Here is a 16,354-nt window from a genome sequence, read left to right as displayed (position 1 = left end):
ATGGTCGTCTCCCACCCCGCCCGTGCCCGTCGCGCCGCCCTGACGGTCGCGGCCGTCGCCGCCCTCGCCCTCGCCGCCCCGGCCGCCGCGGCACCGGGACCGGACCGGTCCGCCGACGGGCAGCCCGCCGTCGGGCCGACCCAGCTGCGGGTGGCCACGTTCAACGCCTCGCTCAACCGGGAGGCCGAAGGGCGGCTGACGACCGACCTGTCCGCCCCGGGCAACGCGCAGGCGGCGGCCGTCGCCGAGATCGTCCAGCGGACCCGGCCGGAGGTGCTGCTGGTCAACGAGTTCGACTACGTCGCCCCGACCGACCCCGCCGACGCGCGCACGAGCCCGGCGGTGGCCGGCCTGCTGGACAACTACCTGGGGGTGGGACAGAACGGCGCCGAGCCGATCGAGTACCCGTACGCGTTCGTCGCGCCGAGCAACACCGGCGTGCCCAGCGGGCTCGACCTGAACCAGGACGGCACCGTCGGCGGACCGGACGACGCCTGGGGCTTCGGGGTGTTCCCCGGGCAGTACGGGATGCTCGTGCTGTCGCAGCACCCCATAGACCTGGCCGGGGTGCGCACGTTCCAGCAGTTCCGCTGGGCCGACATGCCGGGGGCGCTGCTGCCCGACGACCCGGCCACCGGTGAGCCGGGTGGGTTCTGGCCGGAGGAGGTCCGCTCGCAGGTGCGGCTGTCCAGCAAGTCCCACTGGGACGTACCCGTGCTGGTGGACGGGCGCCCGGTGCACCTGCTGGCCTCGCACCCGACGCCTCCCACCTTCGACGGCCCGGAGGACCGCAACGGCCGTCGCAACCACGACGAGATCCGGTTCTGGGCGGACTACGTGACGCCGCGGGCCGCCGGCTACGTGTACGACGACCAGGGCCGGCGCGGCGGGCTGAAGCCCGGCGAGCGGTTCGTCGTCGCGGGTGACCTGAACGCCGACCCCCTGGACGGTGACAGCGTGGCCGGGGCCGCCCAGCAGCTGCTGGAGCACCCCCGCGTCAACACCAGCTTGACGCCGACGTCGGCCGGCGGCGCCGAGGCCGCCGTCCTGCAGGGCGGGGCCAACCTCACCCACCGGGGCGACCCGGCCCAGGACACGGCGGACTTCGCGGACGGCGCCCCGGGCAACCTGCGGGTGGACTACGTGCTGCCTTCGCGCAACCTGCGCCTGCTCGACGCCGGGGTCTTCTGGCCCGAGACGGGCGACCCGCTGTCGCGGCTGACCGGGACGTTCCCGTTCCCCTCCAGCGACCACCGGCTGGTGTGGGTGGACGTCGCGGTCCCGGGTCGGGGCTGACCGGTCGGGCCGACCGGTCGGGCTGACTGATCGGCGCCGGTCTCAGCGGTCCATGGCCAGCAGGCCCGCGCGGTGGGCCAGCGAGACGGCCTCGGTCCGCCCGGAGGCGCCGAGCTTGGCCATGACGTTGCTCAGGTGGACCGAGACGGTCTTCTCGCTGATGAACAGGGCCGCGCCGACCTGCCGGTTGGTCCAGCCCTGCGCCACCAGGCGCAGCACGTCCTGCTCCCGCGCGGTCAGCCCGACCGGCATGGGACGGCCGGGCTCGTCGCCGGCCCCGGGGGCGGCGCCGTCACCCGCGTCGCGCTCCGGTGCCACCGGCACCCCGGCCCGGCGGCCGAGCGCCGCCACCCGTTCGGCCAGCGGACGGGCGCCCAGGTCAGCCGCCGTCCGCGCGGCAGCGCCCAGCAGGTCCTCGGCCTCCCGCCAGGCCGGCCCGCCGCGGGACGAGGTGGCCAGCAGCGCCGCCGCCAGCCCGAGCCGGCACCGGGCCTGCTCGAACGGGTAGCCGTAGCCGAAGACCGCCAGCGCCTCCCGCCAGGGCGTGACGGTCTGCTCGGCCAGGTCGTGGGCGCTGCCGCCGCCGGCCAGCCGGGCCGCCACGGGCAGCCGGGCCAGCTCGGCCCGGCCCCGGACCAGCCAGGCCAGCGCCTCCGGGCCGGGTCGGTGCATACCGTCCGGGGCGGCGGCCAGGACGGTGTCGTACAGCCGCTGGGCCTGCTCGACCCGCTCCTCGGCGCGCCGCTGCAGGTTGGCGACCGTGTCCGGGTCCCGGCGCAGCGCGGCCTCGTCGGCCACGTCGGCGAGGGCGGCGACCTCGACCGCCCCGAACCAGATCGCGCCCAGGGAGTCCGTGCCGTGGCAACGGGCCAGGTCGTCGGTGGCCGCCCGTGCCAGGTCGGCGGCCTGGTCGGGGTGGCCCTGCCAGCGGCGCAGCTCGGACAGGCAGCCGTCCACGGCCACCTGGACCTGCACGTCGCGGCCCCGCAGCGGGACCAGGCGCCGGAGCGCCGCGTCGGCCCCGTCGTCACCGCGGCCCACCTGCACGTACAGCGAGGCCGACGCCAGCCGCGCCGCCGCGGTGTCCGGGGCCAGGTCGGCGTCACCGTCGGGCCGCAGCACCCACCGCCCGGCGACGTAGCGGGCGACCCGGCGCAGCACCCGCAGCTCGACGGCCATGGGGCTCCAGGTCAGGCCCGTGGCCGCGGCCCGGTCGCAGGCCGCCTCCAGCACGGTGAGCGCGCCGGTGACGTCCGCCCGGCTGTACCGGTTCCAGGCCAGGTTGACGCTGGCGCGCAGCTCGGTGAGCACGTCCTGCGACTCCCGGGCCCGTTCGAGCGCCTGCAGCAGCCGGGCGTCGACCACGTGGTCGGGCACCTCGCCGTCGACGGAGTGCACGACGGCGAGCGTCGCGAGCGTGTCGGCCTCGACGTCGGGCGCGCCCAGGTCGACGGCCGCCCGGTGCGCCTGCTCGGCCACCGTGAGCGCCCCGGGCCCGTCGGACAGCATGAGCGCACGGGCCAGACCGGCCAGGGCCCAGGCGTGGTCCCGGTCCGCGGCCACGTCACCGGACACGGCCCGGTAGCCGTCGACGGCCAGCCGGGCGTGACCGAGCGCCTCGGGCAGCCGCTCGGCGGCGATCAGGTGCTGGGCCAGACGGTGGTGCAGCAGGGCGGGGCGGCGCGGGTCGCCCCCGGCCGGGACCGCCGCCTCGGCGCGCTCCAGGGCCACCCGGGCCAGCGCGACCGCCCGTTCGACCCGGCCGCAGCGGCTGGCGTAGCCGGCTGCCCGCCGGTGCAGGTCGACGGCGTCCATGCCGATGGCCGCCTCGGCGTCCGGGACGCTGTCGTACAGGTCGATGGCGCGTTCCAGGTGCTGCAGCGCCTCCCGCGGGGCCAGCATGTCCGTGGCCGCCTCGGCGGCGCGGACCGAGGCCAGCAGCGCGGTGGGCAGGTCGTGCGCGGCCAGCCCGTGGTGCGCGAGCTCGGCCCAGGACCCGGGGGCGTGCCGGCCCGGCGTGGACAGGGCCGTGACGTAGGCCGCGTGCCAGCGCGAGCGCTCCCCCGGCAGCAGGTCGGCGTAGACGGCCTCCTGCAGCAGGGCGTGGCGGAAGGCGTACCGCTCCCCCTCGGCCCGCAGCACCTGCGCCGACACCGCCTCGCGCAGCGCCTCGTCCAGCGTGGCCCGGTCCAGGCCGCTGACGGCCAGCAGCAGCTCGTCGGCCACCCGTCGCCCGCCCACCGCGGCGAGGCGGGCCACCTGGCGCGCCGCCGGGCTCAGCCGCTCCAACCGGTCCAGCAGCACCTCGGCCAGGCCGTCGGGCACGCCGGGCCGGTCACCGGCCGCGAACAGCTCCTCGGCGAAGTAGGCGTTGCCCTCGGAGCGCTCGAGGACGCGACGCACGGTCCCCGCGCTCACGTGGCCGTCGGCCAGGGCGGACAGGAACTCGGTCATCGCGGCCGGGCCGAAGGGCGTGAGCTCGACCCGGCGCACGTGCGGGAGCCGGGTCAGGTCGCCCAGCAGGCCGCGGACGGGGTGCGAGCGGTGCAGGTCGTCGCTGCGGTAGCTGGCCACCACCAGCACCTGCTCCCGGCGCATCCGGCCGAGCAGGTAGCGCAGCAGGTCCCGCGACGACGGGTCGGCCCAGTGCAGGTCCTCCAGCACCAGCAGCACCGGTGCGGTGGCGGCCAGCGAGCCCACGTAGCGGGCGACGGCCTCGAACAGCCGCATCCGACCGACCTCGACGGCGGCGGGACCACCCACCGGGTCCGCGCCCGGGTCGTCGGAAGGAGCGTGGGTCGGGCCGGCGGTCGGGGCAGCGGTCGGGTCGGCGGTCGGCCCGGGCCCGGCGCCCTGGCCGCTGTGGCCGAGCAGGGTGGCCAGGGCCGGCGGGACGGCCGCCCCGGATCCCGACAGGTGGGCCCCGACGGCCTCGGCGAAGGCCAGGTACGGCAGGCCGGCGGCGCCGAAGTCGACGCAGTGGCCCTGCAGGACCGTCACCCCCTCGGCCGCGGCCGCGCTCGCGAACGCCTGCAACAGCCGGGTCTTGCCCGCGCCAGCGTCGCCGGCCAGCAGCACCGCGTTGGGCCGCCCGCCGCGGGCGGCGCCCAGCGCGTCCCGCAGCTCGGCGAGCTCACGGTCCCGGCCGACGAGGGGGGCGTCGATGCTCATCCGGGACACCACGTCATCGTGGCAGCGACCCCCGACGGGGGCGAGCGGCGTGCCGGTCCGTGGTGGTCGGGTCGGGCCTCAGGCGGCCAGGGTCAGGTCGTCGCCGCCGGCCCGGGCGCGGCGCGGGCGGAGGTCCCACCAGCGACGGGCGCGGGGGCCACCGGACAGGTCGCGGGCCACCTGCTCGTGGCGGTAGCTGACCTCGGCGTCGGCCAGCAGGCCGGGCGTCAGAGCGAAGTGGATCATGATGACCTCCAGGTGGTCCCGGTGGTCGGTCCTCCGGGCCCTACCAGGTTCGGCCTGAGCCGGGTGCCGGCACATCGGTCGGTCACGCGCCCTACCGGGGGGCCGACACCGAGGTACGGCTGAGCCCGCACGGCGCGGGCCTGAGGGGTCCGCCCGCCGGTCTGAGGTCAACCTGAGGGCCACCGCAGCAGCCTTCTGCCGAGCGGCCTCCGCGTGTCCCGCGGTTTCCGGCTCAGGCCGTCGGGGCGCCGATCCGGGGCATGCCGAGACCGACCCGGGGCGCCGTCGCGGCTCCGGCCGGGGCGTCCTGGCGGGCCTGCCAGGCGTCACCGGCGCGGGTGCGCCGCAGCGACAGGACGCCGGCGTCGGCGACCAGGTGGTGGGGGGCGGCGTAGGTGACCTCGACCTCGACGACGTCACCGGGCCGGATGGGGTCCGCCCAGGCCTCGGCCCCCTCGGCGGGACGCGGCGCGAAGTGCACGAGGCGGTTGTCGGGGGCCCGACCGGACAGCCGCTCGGTGGCGACGTCCTTGCGGCCCTCGCCCTCGGCGACCAGCAGCTCGAGCCGGCGGCCGACCTGGGTGAGGTTCTCCGCCCAGGAGATCTCCTCCTGCAGGGCGACCAGGCGCACGTAGCGCTCCTGGACGACGGCCTTGGGCACCTGGTCGACCATGTCGGCGGCCGGGGTGCCCGGGCGCGAGGAGTACTGGAAGGTGAACGCGTTGGCGAAGCGGGAGGCCCGGACCACGTCGAGGGTGGCCTGGAAGTCCTCCTCGGTCTCGCCCGGGAAGCCGACGATGATGTCGGTGCTGATCGCCGCGTCGGGCATGGCGGCCCGCACCTTGTCGATGATGCCGAGGAAGCGCTCCGAGCGGTACGACCGGCGCATGGCGCGCAGCACCCGGTCGGAGCCGGACTGCAGCGGCATGTGCAGCTGCGGCATGACCGTGGGCGTCTCGGCCATGGCGGCGATGACGTCGTCGGTGAACGAGGACGGGTGGGGGCTGGTGAAGCGCACCCGCTCCAGCCCGGGCACGGCGCCGACCGCGCGCAGCAGCTTGCCGAAGGCCAGCCGGTCGCCGAACTCCACGCCGTAGGTGTTGACGTTCTGGCCCAGCAGCGTCACCTCGACGACGCCCTCGGCCACCAGGGCCTCCACCTCGGCCAGGATGTCGCCGGGGCGGCGGTCCTTCTCGGTGCCGCGCAGGCTCGGCACGATGCAGAACGTGCACGTGTTGTTGCAGCCGACGCTCACCGACACCCAGGCCGCGTAGGCGGACTCGCGCCGGGTGGGCAGGGTGGAGGGGAACACGTCGAGGGACTCGAGGATCTCGACCTCGGCCTCGCCGTTGTGCCGGGAGCGCTCGAGCAGGGCCGGCAGCGAGCCGATGTTGTGGGTGCCGATGACGACGTCCACCCAGGGCGCCTTGCGGACGATCTCGCCCTTGTCCTTCTGCGCCAGGCAGCCGGCGACCGCGATCTGCATGCCGGGCCGCTTCGTCTTGACCGGGGCCAGGTGCCCGAGGTTGCCGTACAGCTTGTTGTCGGCGTTCTCGCGGACGGCGCAGGTGTTGAGCACGACCACGTCGGCGCCGTGCTCGACCACGTCGTCGGGGTCGGCGGGCACGTAGCCAGCCGCCTCGAGCAGGCCGGTCAGGCGCTCGGAGTCGTGGACGTTCATCTGGCAGCCGAACGTGCGCACGTGGTAGGTGCGGGCGGCGGCGGGCGTGAGGGTGTCAGGGCTGCTCATGGCGCCTGCCAGGGTACGCCGTCGGGCCGCAGTCACCTGCGGCCCGACGGCGCGACGTGCCGCCGGGTCAGGCCTCGCGGGCCACCTGGTACATCGCGGCGCCGATCAGCTCGAGGCTGACCTGCATCCGCTCCATCGAGATGTTGAGCGCGACCGTGTCCTCCGGGGAGTGGTACGGCGGCTCGAGCAGGGCCGGTGAGGCCTCGCCGCGCCAGCTGAAGTTGGAGCTGGCCACGCCCCGCTCCTGGAACGACTGGTGGTCGCTGGCCCCGCGGGTCGTGATGGGCGACAGGTGCGGGGAGTAGCCAAGCCGCTCGGCCGCGGCGATGACCGAGGTGTTGACGACGTTGGCCGACCCGTCCCAGGACAGCACCCAGTAGCGGGTGGCGGGGTCCCAGCTGGTGGCGACCATGTCGTTGTTGTAGACGCCGACCAGCCGGTCGCGCTCGGCCTGGTCGAGCTGGGCCACGTGGTAGCGCGAGCCGATCAGGCCCTGCTCCTCCGAGCCCCACAGCGAGAACCGGATGTCGCGCTGGGTCGGCAGGGACCGCATGACCCGGGCCAGCTCCAGCGTCAGCGCGGTGCCGGAGCCGTCGTCGTTGGCACCCGGGGCGCCGATGACGGAGTCGTAGTGCCCGCAGACCATGACGGCCTCGTTCTGCCCGACCGGGCCACCGCGGCCGGCCCGGCTGGCCAGGACGTTCTGCGACGTCAGACCCCGGTAGGCGGTGGTGGCCACGGTCAGCGTGAGCGCGCCCGCCCCGACCGCGGCGACCAGCCGGGCCTTCTGCACCTGCGCCGCACCGAGGACGGGCACGGCGACGGCGGTGCTCAGCGCGGGCGAGGAGGCCTGGGTGCGGCGGATCGGGTCCGCCGCGTCGGCCGGCAGGACGACGACGGCGACGGCGCCCCGGGAGACGGCCAGCTGGACCCGCTGGGTCCGGACCGCGGTCGAGACGCCCGCCGGGGTCTCGACCAGCGCGATGGCGCCGCCGAGCTCGCCCTGGCTGCCGTCGCCGGCCAGCACGGCCGGGCCGGTGACGCTGACGTCCAGGCCGCCGAGGGGGGCGGCGCCCATCTGCCAGCAGATGCTCTGGTCCAGGACGGGGTCGCCGTCCACCTCGGCCAGGAACTTGTCGGCGACCGGGAAGGTCTCCAGCTCGACGTCGTAGCCGTAGCCGTCGAGCACGGCGGCCATGTAGTCGGCGGCGGCGCGCTCGGAAGGGGTGCCCCCGATGCGCGGGCCGATGCCCTCGGACAGCTCGAGGATGTGGTCGACGGCGAGCTCGGCGCGGACCCGGCCGACCACCACGCGATCACGTGCGGTCAGGCGGGGCGAGCGGACGCTGCCCGGGCGGGCGGCGTCGGCCGCCCAGGACGGTGCGGCCAGCACGGTGCCGGCGGCGGCTGCGGTGCCGCCGATCGCTGCCAGGGCGGCGCGGCGCGACACCTGGTGGGCAGCGGCGAGCGAGGTGGGACGAGTCATGGTGATGACCTCCGGTGAGTGACGGTGCAGGCACCGTATGACTCGGTATGCGCCGGTCACAACAGGTGAGCAGATGTCGCCTGTCGGTGGCCTGAGGTGTTACAGCCAGTGGCACGGCAGGTCACGACTCGGCAACGGCCGGGCCCGTCGTGGCTGTCACGGGGTGATCCGGTCTAGGTTGCCCGTCATGCCCGATCAGTCGGCCCCCGGGGCGCCCCTCGTCGTCATGGACAAGGTCAACAAGCACTTCGGCGACCTCCACGTCCTCAAGGACATCGACCTCGACGTCGCGCACGGTGAGGTCGTCGTAGTCATCGGGCCGTCCGGGTCCGGCAAGTCGACGCTGTGCCGCACCATCAACCGGCTGGAGACCTACGAGTCCGGCCGCATCACCATCGACGGCCAGGACCTGCCCGAGGAGGGCAAGGAGCTCGCGAAGCTGCGAGCCGACGTCGGCATGGTGTTCCAGTCGTTCAACCTGTTCGCGCACAAGACGGTCCTGGAGAACGTGACTCTGGGCCCGATCAAGGTGCGCAAGCTCAAGAAGCGCGACGCTGACGAGCTCGGCATGAAGCTGCTCGAGCGCGTGGGCGTGGCCAACCAGGCGGAGAAGTACCCCGCCCAGCTGTCCGGCGGCCAGCAGCAGCGCGTGGCCATCGCCCGCGCCCTGGCCATGCAGCCCAAGGTGATGCTCTTCGACGAGCCGACCTCCGCCCTGGACCCCGAGATGATCAACGAGGTCCTCGACGTCATGACCTCGCTGGCCAAGGAGGGCATGACGATGATCGTCGTCACCCACGAGATGGGCTTCGCCCGCAAGGCGGCGAACCGCGTCGTGTTCATGGCCGACGGCGAGATCGTCGAGGAGGCCGTCCCGGAGACGTTCTTCACCGCACCGACGTCGGCGCGGGCCAAGGACTTCCTGTCCAAGATCCTCACGCACTGAGCCAGGCGACCCCACCGACCACCCGAACCACCTGGTGCGCCCGTCCGGGGCGTACCGCTACATCCCCGGGAGGGACCCACATGAAGACACGTCGACTGATGACGGGCGTGGCGCTGCTCAGCTCCGCCGCCCTCGTCCTGGCCGCCTGCGGTGGCGACGCCGACGACACCGGTGCGACCGACGCCGGCGCGGGCGCCGAGGAGAGCATGGAGGGTGGCGCGGCGGACTTCGCCGAGGGCACCACCATGGCCGAGCTCGCCGAGGCCGGGACCATCCGGATCGGCACCAAGTTCGACCAGCCCGGCTTCGGCCTGGCCAACCTGGACGGCGTGCCCGAGGGCTTCGACGTCGAGATCGCCAACATCATCGCCGACGAGCTGGGCATCCCCGAGGACGGCCGGGAGTACGTGGAGACCCCCTCCGCCATCCGCGAGGAGGTCCTGATCAACGACGAGGTCGACCTGGTCGCCGCGACGTACACGATCAACGACGAGCGGGCCGAGCGCATCGACTTCGCCGGGCCGTACTACGTGGCCGGCCAGGCGCTGATGGTCCGCGAGGAGGACGCCGAGACGATCACGGCGCCCGAGGACCTGTCCGACACGGCCATCCGGGTCTGCTCGGTCGACGGGTCCACCCCGTCGGAGAACATCCGCGAGTACCTCGGCAGCGAGGACCAGCTGACGCTGTTCGCCGACTACTCCGCCTGCGCCGACTCGCTCGGCAACAACCAGGTCGACGTCGTGACCACCGACAACGTCATCCTCCTCGGCCTGGTCGACGCCTCCGAGGGTGCCTTCACGCTGGTCGGCGAGGCGTTCACCGAGGAGCCCTACGGCATCGGCGTCCAGAACGAGGACGTCGAGTTCTGCCAGTTCATCAACGACACGCTCGAGGCGGCCAACGAGGACGGCCGCTACCTCGAGGCGTGGGACTCCACCGCCGGTGGCATCGCCGGCGCCGAGGCGCCGGAGTTCCCGGAGCTCACCCCCTGCGAGTGACCTGATGCTGCGGGCCCGGTCCTCGGACCGGGCCCGCAGCCCTCTGCCGACCCACGTGGGTCGGCCTGACTGCGACCGGAGGTGGGCATGGACGTTCTGACCGACAACTTCGGGTTGTTCGTGAACGGGTTCCTGGGATCGTTGGAGATCATCGCCTACGCGTTGGGTGGTTCCCTCGTCCTGGGGACCCTGCTGGCGATGATGCGGGTGTCACCCGTCCCTCCCCTGCAGCGCTTCGGATCCGGGTACGTGTCCGTGGTCCGCAACAGCCCGCTGACGGTCATGCTCTTCGTCACCGCCTTCGTGCTCCCCGAGCTCGGCTTCAACGCGCCGTTCTTCTGGCTCGGCGTCCTGGGTCTGACGCTGTACACGGCTGCGTTCGTCTGCGAGGCGGTCCGTTCCGGCATCAACGCCGTCCCGGCCGGGCAGGCCGAGGCCGCCCGCTCGGTCGGCCTCACGTTCGGGCAGTCCCTGGGCAGCGTCGTCATGCCCCAGGCCATCCGGACGGTCGTCCCGCCGTTGGGCAGCGTCGTCATCGCCATGATGAAGAACTCCGCGGTGGTCGGTGCGTTCGGCGTGGGTGGCGACCTGTTCTCGGTCGGTACCCGCCTGACCAGCGCCCAGGGCTTCGCCGCGCTGCCGGTCCTGACCGGCGTGCTGCTCGGCTACCTGGCCATCACGCTGCCGACCGCGGCCATCCTGAGCCGCATCGAGGAGAAGGTGGCGATCCTGCGATGAGCGCAGCACCGTCCGTCCTGTACGACGCCCCCGGGCCCAAGGCCCGGCGACGGTCGCTGGTCCTGTCCGTCGTCTCCAGCCTCGTCTTCCTCGCGATAGCGGTGTGGGTCGTGCTGCGCCTACGGTCCACCGGGCAGTTCGACCCCGACCTGTGGTCGCCGTTGTACTGGCCGACCGACGAGTCGTTCGCGCAGGTCTGGGGTCAGATCCGGATCGGTGTGACCAACACGCTGCTGGCGGCCGTGCTGGCCATCGCCTTCAGCCTGGTGCTGGGGACGGCGCTCACCACGCTGCGCCTGCTCCTGGGCCGGTACAGCCGACTGCCCGTCGTCCTCCTCGCCGAGGTCCTGCGGGGGGCGCCGGTCGTCATCCTCATCTTCTTCGCGGCCCGGGTGCTTCCCCAGTTCGGGGTCGACCTGTCACAGCTGTGGTACCTGGTGATCGGCCTGACCGCCTACAACTTCGTGGTCATCGGCGAGATCCTGCGCGCCGGTGTGGCCGCTCTGCCCAAGGGGCAGCGCGAGGCCGGCCTCGCGATCGGGCTGACCCGGCAGCAGACCGTGCTGCAGATCCAGATGCCGCAGGCGTTCCGTCTCATGCTCCCGGCGCTGATCAGTCAGCTGGTGGTCATCGTCAAGGACACGTCGCTGGCCGCGCTGGTGCTGACCGGGCCGCAGGAGCTCCTGAACACCGGTCAGCGGCTGTCCCAGTTCTTCGACAACCCGCTCCAGGCCTACCTGCTGGTGGCCCTGATCTTCATCTTCCTCAACAGCATCCTGGGACGGCTGGCGGTGTTCGTGGAGAAGCGCCTGAGCCGGTCCAAGGGTCGCGACAAGGGCGAGAGAGACGACCCGGCCAACGACAAGCACACCGTCACCAGCACCAAGGTGCCCGACATGGGCGGCGGCTTCTCGACCTGACGACCGCGAGAGGGCCGGCCGGTCGGACGGACCGGACAGCCGACGCGGGACCCTAGGGCTGGTCGTCCTCGCCCTCCCCCGCCAGCGCCTGGCGCACGACCTCGCCCGCCAGTCCCGGGCCGTAGCCCTTTCGCGCCAGCATCCCCATCAGCCGGTTGACGCGCTTGGGGTAGTCCAGGCCGCGGCTGGCCGGCAGCTTGCGGGCCACCAGGGCCTCGGCCGCCGCGCGCTCGTCGTCGCCGTCGAGCGCCGACAGGGCCTCCTCGGCGTCGTCGGTCGGGACGCCCTTGCGGCGCATCTCGTCGGCCAGGGCCCGGCGGGACAGCCCCTTGTCGCGGTGGCGGACGCGCACCCACTCCCGGGCGAAGTCCGCGTCGTCGACCAGACCCACCTCGACGAACCGGTCGAGGACGGCGTCGGCGACGTCCGCGGGGACGTCCTTGGCCAGGATGGCCTCGTGGAGCTGGGCGCGGGTGCGCGGGCCGAACGACAGCCGGCGCAGCACGACGGCGCGTGCCACGTCCTCCGGGGACTCGGGCGAGGAGTCTCCGGCGGACGGGCGCGCGCCGTCGCGGTCAGTGGCTGAACGGCTGCCCCTGGCGTAGGCCATCGGGCGGGTTCAGCGGTTCGGGAGGCCGAGCAGCATCAGAACTCGACCGCCGCGGCGGCCGGGTCGGCCGGCTTGTCGAGCCTGGCGCCGATGCCCAGCTTCTCCTTGATGCGCTTCTCGATCTCGTCGGCCAGATCGGGGTTGTCCCGCAGGAACGCCCGGGCGTTCTCCTTGCCCTGGCCCAGCTGGTCGCCCTCGTACGTGTACCAGGCGCCGGCCTTGCGCACGAAGCCCTGCTCGACCCCCATGTCGATGAGGCCACCCTCACGGCTGATGCCCGTGCCGTAGATGATGTCGAACTCGGCGATCTTGAACGGGGCGGCCAGCTTGTTCTTGGCCACCTTGCACTTGGTCCGGTTGCCCACGACCTCGGTGCCGTCCTTGAGCGCCTCGATGCGACGCACGTCCAGACGGACCGAGGAGTAGAACTTGAGCGCCTTGCCGCCCGTGGTGGTCTCGGGCGAGCCGAACATGACGCCGATCTTCTCGCGCAGCTGGTTGATGAAGATGGCCGTGGTCTTGGAGTGGCTCAGCGCACCGGTGATCTTGCGCAGCGCCTGCGACATGAGCCGGGCCTGCAGGCCGACGTGGCTGTCGCCCATCTCGCCCTCGATCTCGGCGCGCGGCACGAGGGCCGCCACGGAGTCGATGACGATGATGTCGAGCGCCCCGGAACGGATCAGCATGTCCGTGATCTCCAGCGCCTGCTCCCCGGTGTCGGGCTGGGACACCAGCAGGGCGTCGGTGTCCACGCCGAGGGCGCGGGCGTAGTCCGGGTCGAGCGCGTGCTCGGCGTCGACGAAGGCCGCGATGCCGCCGGCCTTCTGCGCGTTGGCCACCGCGTGCAGGGCCACCGTCGTCTTACCGCTGGACTCCGGGCCGTAGACCTCGACGATGCGGCCGCGGGGCAGCCCGCCGATGCCGAGCGCGATGTCGAGCGCGATCGAACCCGTCGGGATGACGTCGATCGGGGCGCGGGCCTCGTCACCGAGGCGCATCACGGAGCCCTTGCCGTACTGCTTGTCGATCTGGGCGAGCGCGGTCGCGAGCGACTTCTCGCGGTCGCCGCCGTTGATGGCTGGAGCGGGCATCTGGTCACCTCGTACGGGTCGTCTGTTGGCCACGGAGGAGACGCTAGGCAACTCCCCCGACAGAACGTCCGGCGCCTCGCCGAGCTGTGGACGAGGAGGCCCCTGACGCGCTGTGGACACGAGGGACACTAGCCCGAACACGTGTTCGACACGACGCGACACGCGGGCGGCGTGTCGCCCGCAGGCCCTGTCGCTCGCAGGCCGTGCCGCCCGCCGAGGGCCGCCGGGGCCGGAGGCAGGGTCAGCGCAGCAGCAGGCGGCGCAGCCGGCGCTCGGTGACGACGACGCCGAGCACGCCCAGGCCCAGCAGCACGCCGACGTGCACGAGCAGGCCGGGCCCGACCTCGGCCAGCATGAGCCCCCGGACCAGGGCGACGCCGTGGTACAGCGGTGACAGCTGCACCAGCCAGGCCACCTGGTCGGGGTAGGTCGCCACCGGGTAGAACGTGGCCGAGAACAGGAACAGCGGCACGACCGCCAGCTGGACCAGGTCCAGGTCCTGCCAGCTGCGCATCCACGTCGTGACGGCCATGCCGATGCTCGCGAAGGCCCAGCCGATGAGCAGGGCCGACGGCAGGGCCAGCAGCGCCCAGGGCGTGCGCACCAGCCCCGCCAGCGCCATGACCACGAAGAACGCGCCCGCGTACAGGCTGCCGCGGACCAGGGCCCAGCCGATCTCGCCCACGGCGACGTCGCGGGGTCCCAGCGGGGTGGCCAGCACCGAGTCGTACAGCCGGGAGTAGCGCAGCTTGAAGAACACGTTGAAGGTCGAGTCGAACACGGCGCCGTTCATGGCCGAGGCCGCCATCAGCGCCGGCGCCACGAACATCGCGTACGGCACCTGCCGGCCCGAGTCGGTCGTGACGTCGCCGACCAGCGAGCCCAGCCCGATGCCGAGGCCGAAGAGGTACATGACGGGCTCGACGAACCCCGACAGCAGCAGCAGCCAGGCCCGGCGGTAGGCCCGGACGTTGCGCTCGAGCAGGCTCATCGGCCGCGACACCGACCCGGCGGGCAGCAGCCGGCCCAGCAGGCCGAACGCCGGCACCTGCGCTTCGTCCTGGACCCGGGCGCCGGGCCCGGACGTGGTGCCGCGGCCGCTCACGTCAGCCGCCGGGTGTACGTGCGGTGGGCGACGACCAGCCCGCCGAGCACGAGCAGCAGCAGGTACCCGACGTGACCCGCGACCGCCACCGCGCCCAGGTCCGTGCCCAGCGACGCCGCCCGGGTGAGCTCGACGCCGTGGAACAGCGGGGTGGCCTGGACGACGGGCTGCAGCCAGCCGGGCAGGTCGGCCACGGGGTAGAAGACGCCCGAGAACAGGAACATCGGGATGATCCCGAAGCGCAGCAGCAGGGCGAACGACGTGTCGTTCTCCGTGACGGCGGCGAACGCGGCGACGGGGACCGCGAAGGCCATCCCGCACAGCACCGCGCTCAGCACGGCCCAGGGGGCGCTCGGCCAGGACACCAGCCCGAACGCGACCATGACCAGCCAGAACGGCACCACGCTGACGAGCAGGCGCAGCAGCATGAACACCAGGTGACCGAGCAGCACGTCGACCACGCGCAGGGGCGAGGCGAGCTGGGCGTGGTACTGCCGCTGCCACTTGATCGCGCCCAGCACCGGCCACGACGCCTCGCTGAAGGCCGACTGCATGGCCGAGGCGGCCAGCACCCCCGCGGCCACGAACGCCGCGTACGGCACCCCGCCCGGCGCGTCCCCGCCGGCGTCCACCAGGGTGCCGAGCCCGAACCCGAGCCCGAACAGGTACAGCAGCGGTTCCAGGAAGGACCGCAGCACCAGGGAGCGCCACCAGCGGCGGGCGACCACGAACCACAGCCCGGCGCCGCGCCACCACAGCAGGCCACGGGGGTGCACCGGAGCGACCACGGCACGCACCGATCCCGCTCCCGACCCGTCCACGGCCACCTCCCCCGTTCGCCGGGGGCGAGAGTAGCCCGCCGTCGGACCCGGACGCCCTGACACCGGGACCATGGGTATGGTTAGGCTCGCCTTGCTTTATTCCTCCGCCCCGAAGGACCTAAACGTGACCACACCCTCCCGCCGCGCGGCTCTCCTGGCCGGTGCCGTCGCCACCGCCCTCCTGGCCGCCGCCTGCGGCTCCGCCGACAGCGGCTCCGAGGCCAGCCCGGCCGCGGCGCCCGCGAGCGCTGCTGCCGAGGGCGGCGGGACGCTGCCGGTGACCATCGAGCACGCCTTCGGTGAGACCACCATCGACGAGACGCCCGAGCGCGTCGTCACGCTGGGCTGGGGCAGCACCGACGCGGCCATCGCCCTCGGCGTCGTCCCGGTGGCGATCCCGCTGGCCACCTACGGCGCCGACGAGGACGGCCTGCTGCCCTGGGTCGCCGACGCGCTGGACGAGCAGGGCGCCGAGACCCCCGAGCTGATCCCGGACACCGACGGCATCCCGTTCGAGCAGGTCGCGGCGCAGCAGCCGGACGTCATCCTGGCCGTCTACTCCGGCATCACGGCCGAGGACTACGAGACGCTGAGCCAGATCGCGCCGACCGTCGCCTACCCGGACCAGGCCTGGTCGACGCCGTGGCGCGACGTGGTGCTGACCGTGGGCGAGGCGCTGGGCGCGCCCGAGGAGGCCGCGCAGGTCGTCGCCGACGCCGACGCCGAGGTGGCCGCGGCCGCCGAGGCCAACCCCGAGCTCGCCGGGCGGACCGTCGCCGCGGTGGCCGACACCGCCGACGCGTTCTACGTGTACGAGGAGGCCGACCCGCGCGTGGAGTTCCTCACCGACCTGGGCATGGAGGTCGCGCCCAGCGTGAGCGAGCTGTCCACGGGCGAGTCGACGTTCTTCTACACGCTGAGCCCGGAGCTGGTCGGCGGCCTGACCTCCGACGTGCTGCTGTCGTACTCCGACACCCCCGAGGCGGCCGAGGCGTTCCTGGCCAAGCCCTACGCGGCCACGCTGCCCCAGGTGCAGGCCGGGGCCGTCGCGTCGATCGAGGGCCAGGCCCTGGTCTCCTCGGTCAGCCCGCCGACCGCCCTGTCGCTGACCTACGGCCTCGACACCTACGTCGAGGAGCTGTCCGCGGCCGTCGCCAACGCCGGCTGAGCCCG

14 protein-coding genes are annotated in these 16,354 nt (G+C 73.6%); 6 read left to right on the top strand and 8 right to left on the bottom strand.

Features of this window, described 5'->3' with window-relative positions; all coding sequences use genetic code 11:
• Positions 1-1,296 carry an endonuclease/exonuclease/phosphatase family protein gene (locus SJY06_RS13000; RefSeq protein WP_380167958.1) on the top strand — a complete coding sequence of 432 codons (1,296 nt, stop codon included), beginning with the start codon at positions 1-3 and terminating at the stop codon, positions 1,294-1,296.
• Between the two features lie 42 nt (positions 1,297-1,338).
• Here the strand turns inward: SJY06_RS13000 and SJY06_RS12995 are convergent, their stop codons facing one another.
• The 4 genes from SJY06_RS12995 to SJY06_RS12980 form a co-directional block, all read right to left on the bottom strand.
• Positions 1,339-4,467, bottom strand: coding sequence for an AAA family ATPase (locus SJY06_RS12995; protein WP_380167957.1), 3,129 nt, complete (start codon positions 4,465-4,467; stop codon positions 1,339-1,341).
• 78 nt (positions 4,468-4,545) lie between these two features.
• Positions 4,546-4,713: a hypothetical protein gene (locus tag SJY06_RS12990; RefSeq protein ID WP_380167956.1), complete on the bottom strand. Its 168-nt coding sequence runs from the start codon at positions 4,711-4,713 to the stop codon at positions 4,546-4,548.
• Positions 4,714-4,945: 232 nt separating this feature from the next.
• Positions 4,946-6,463 (bottom strand): tRNA (N6-isopentenyl adenosine(37)-C2)-methylthiotransferase MiaB, encoded by a 1,518-nt coding sequence (gene miaB / locus SJY06_RS12985; protein WP_380167955.1) that lies wholly within the window; start codon positions 6,461-6,463, stop codon positions 4,946-4,948.
• 67 nt (positions 6,464-6,530) lie between these two features.
• Complete coding sequence (locus SJY06_RS12980; protein ID WP_380167954.1) at positions 6,531-7,949, bottom strand: M28 family peptidase; 1,419 nt, start codon at positions 7,947-7,949, stop codon at positions 6,531-6,533.
• Positions 7,950-8,175: 226 nt separating this feature from the next.
• Between SJY06_RS12980 and SJY06_RS12975 the strand changes: the two genes are divergently transcribed.
• The 4 genes from SJY06_RS12975 to SJY06_RS12960 all read left to right on the top strand — a co-directional run bounded on the left by SJY06_RS12975 (position 8,176) and on the right by SJY06_RS12960 (position 11,554).
• Positions 8,176-8,895, top strand: a complete 720-nt coding sequence (locus SJY06_RS12975) for an amino acid ABC transporter ATP-binding protein (protein WP_380169710.1) — start codon at positions 8,176-8,178, stop codon at positions 8,893-8,895.
• An 80-nt stretch (positions 8,896-8,975) separates the two neighbouring features.
• On the top strand, positions 8,976-9,896 hold the full coding sequence (locus SJY06_RS12970; protein WP_380167953.1) for a transporter substrate-binding domain-containing protein: 921 nt from the start codon (positions 8,976-8,978) through the stop codon (positions 9,894-9,896).
• An 87-nt stretch (positions 9,897-9,983) separates the two neighbouring features.
• Positions 9,984-10,634 (top strand): amino acid ABC transporter permease, encoded by a 651-nt coding sequence (locus SJY06_RS12965; protein WP_380167952.1) that lies wholly within the window; start codon positions 9,984-9,986, stop codon positions 10,632-10,634.
• Entirely contained in the window at positions 10,631-11,554 is a 924-nt protein-coding gene (locus tag SJY06_RS12960; RefSeq protein ID WP_380167951.1) for an amino acid ABC transporter permease, read from the top strand. Before SJY06_RS12965 ends, SJY06_RS12960 begins: the two co-directional genes overlap by 4 nt.
• Positions 11,555-11,606: 52 nt before the next feature.
• Here the strand turns inward: SJY06_RS12960 and SJY06_RS12955 are convergent, their stop codons facing one another.
• From SJY06_RS12955 to SJY06_RS12940, 4 genes are all read right to left on the bottom strand, one after another.
• Positions 11,607-12,074, bottom strand: a complete 468-nt coding sequence (locus tag SJY06_RS12955; RefSeq protein ID WP_380167950.1) for a regulatory protein RecX — start codon at positions 12,072-12,074, stop codon at positions 11,607-11,609.
• 125 nt (positions 12,075-12,199) lie between these two features.
• Complete coding sequence (gene recA, locus SJY06_RS12950; RefSeq protein ID WP_380167949.1) at positions 12,200-13,255, bottom strand: recombinase RecA; 1,056 nt, start codon at positions 13,253-13,255, stop codon at positions 12,200-12,202.
• 241 nt (positions 13,256-13,496) lie between these two features.
• Positions 13,497-14,360 carry an ABC transporter permease gene (locus SJY06_RS12945; protein ID WP_380167948.1) on the bottom strand — a complete coding sequence of 288 codons (864 nt, stop codon included), beginning with the start codon at positions 14,358-14,360 and terminating at the stop codon, positions 13,497-13,499.
• Positions 14,357-15,181 carry an ABC transporter permease gene (locus tag SJY06_RS12940; RefSeq protein WP_380167947.1) on the bottom strand — a complete coding sequence of 275 codons (825 nt, stop codon included), beginning with the start codon at positions 15,179-15,181 and terminating at the stop codon, positions 14,357-14,359. Before SJY06_RS12940 ends, SJY06_RS12945 begins: the two co-directional genes overlap by 4 nt.
• Positions 15,182-15,305: 124 nt before the next feature.
• On the opposite strand from SJY06_RS12940, the gene SJY06_RS12935 reads away from it, so the two are divergent.
• Positions 15,306-16,349, top strand: a complete 1,044-nt coding sequence (locus SJY06_RS12935) for an ABC transporter substrate-binding protein (RefSeq protein WP_380167946.1) — start codon at positions 15,306-15,308, stop codon at positions 16,347-16,349.
• Positions 16,350-16,354: the final 5 nt, after the last annotated feature.

The organism is Jannaschia sp. R86511 (genome assembly GCF_042466345.1).
In the GTDB taxonomy this organism is placed as follows: Bacteria; Actinomycetota; Actinomycetes; order Actinomycetales; family JBBAYJ01; genus Aquipuribacter.
Note: the sequence above shows the minus strand (reverse complement) of the source record. Positions and strands in the feature narration are given on the sequence as shown.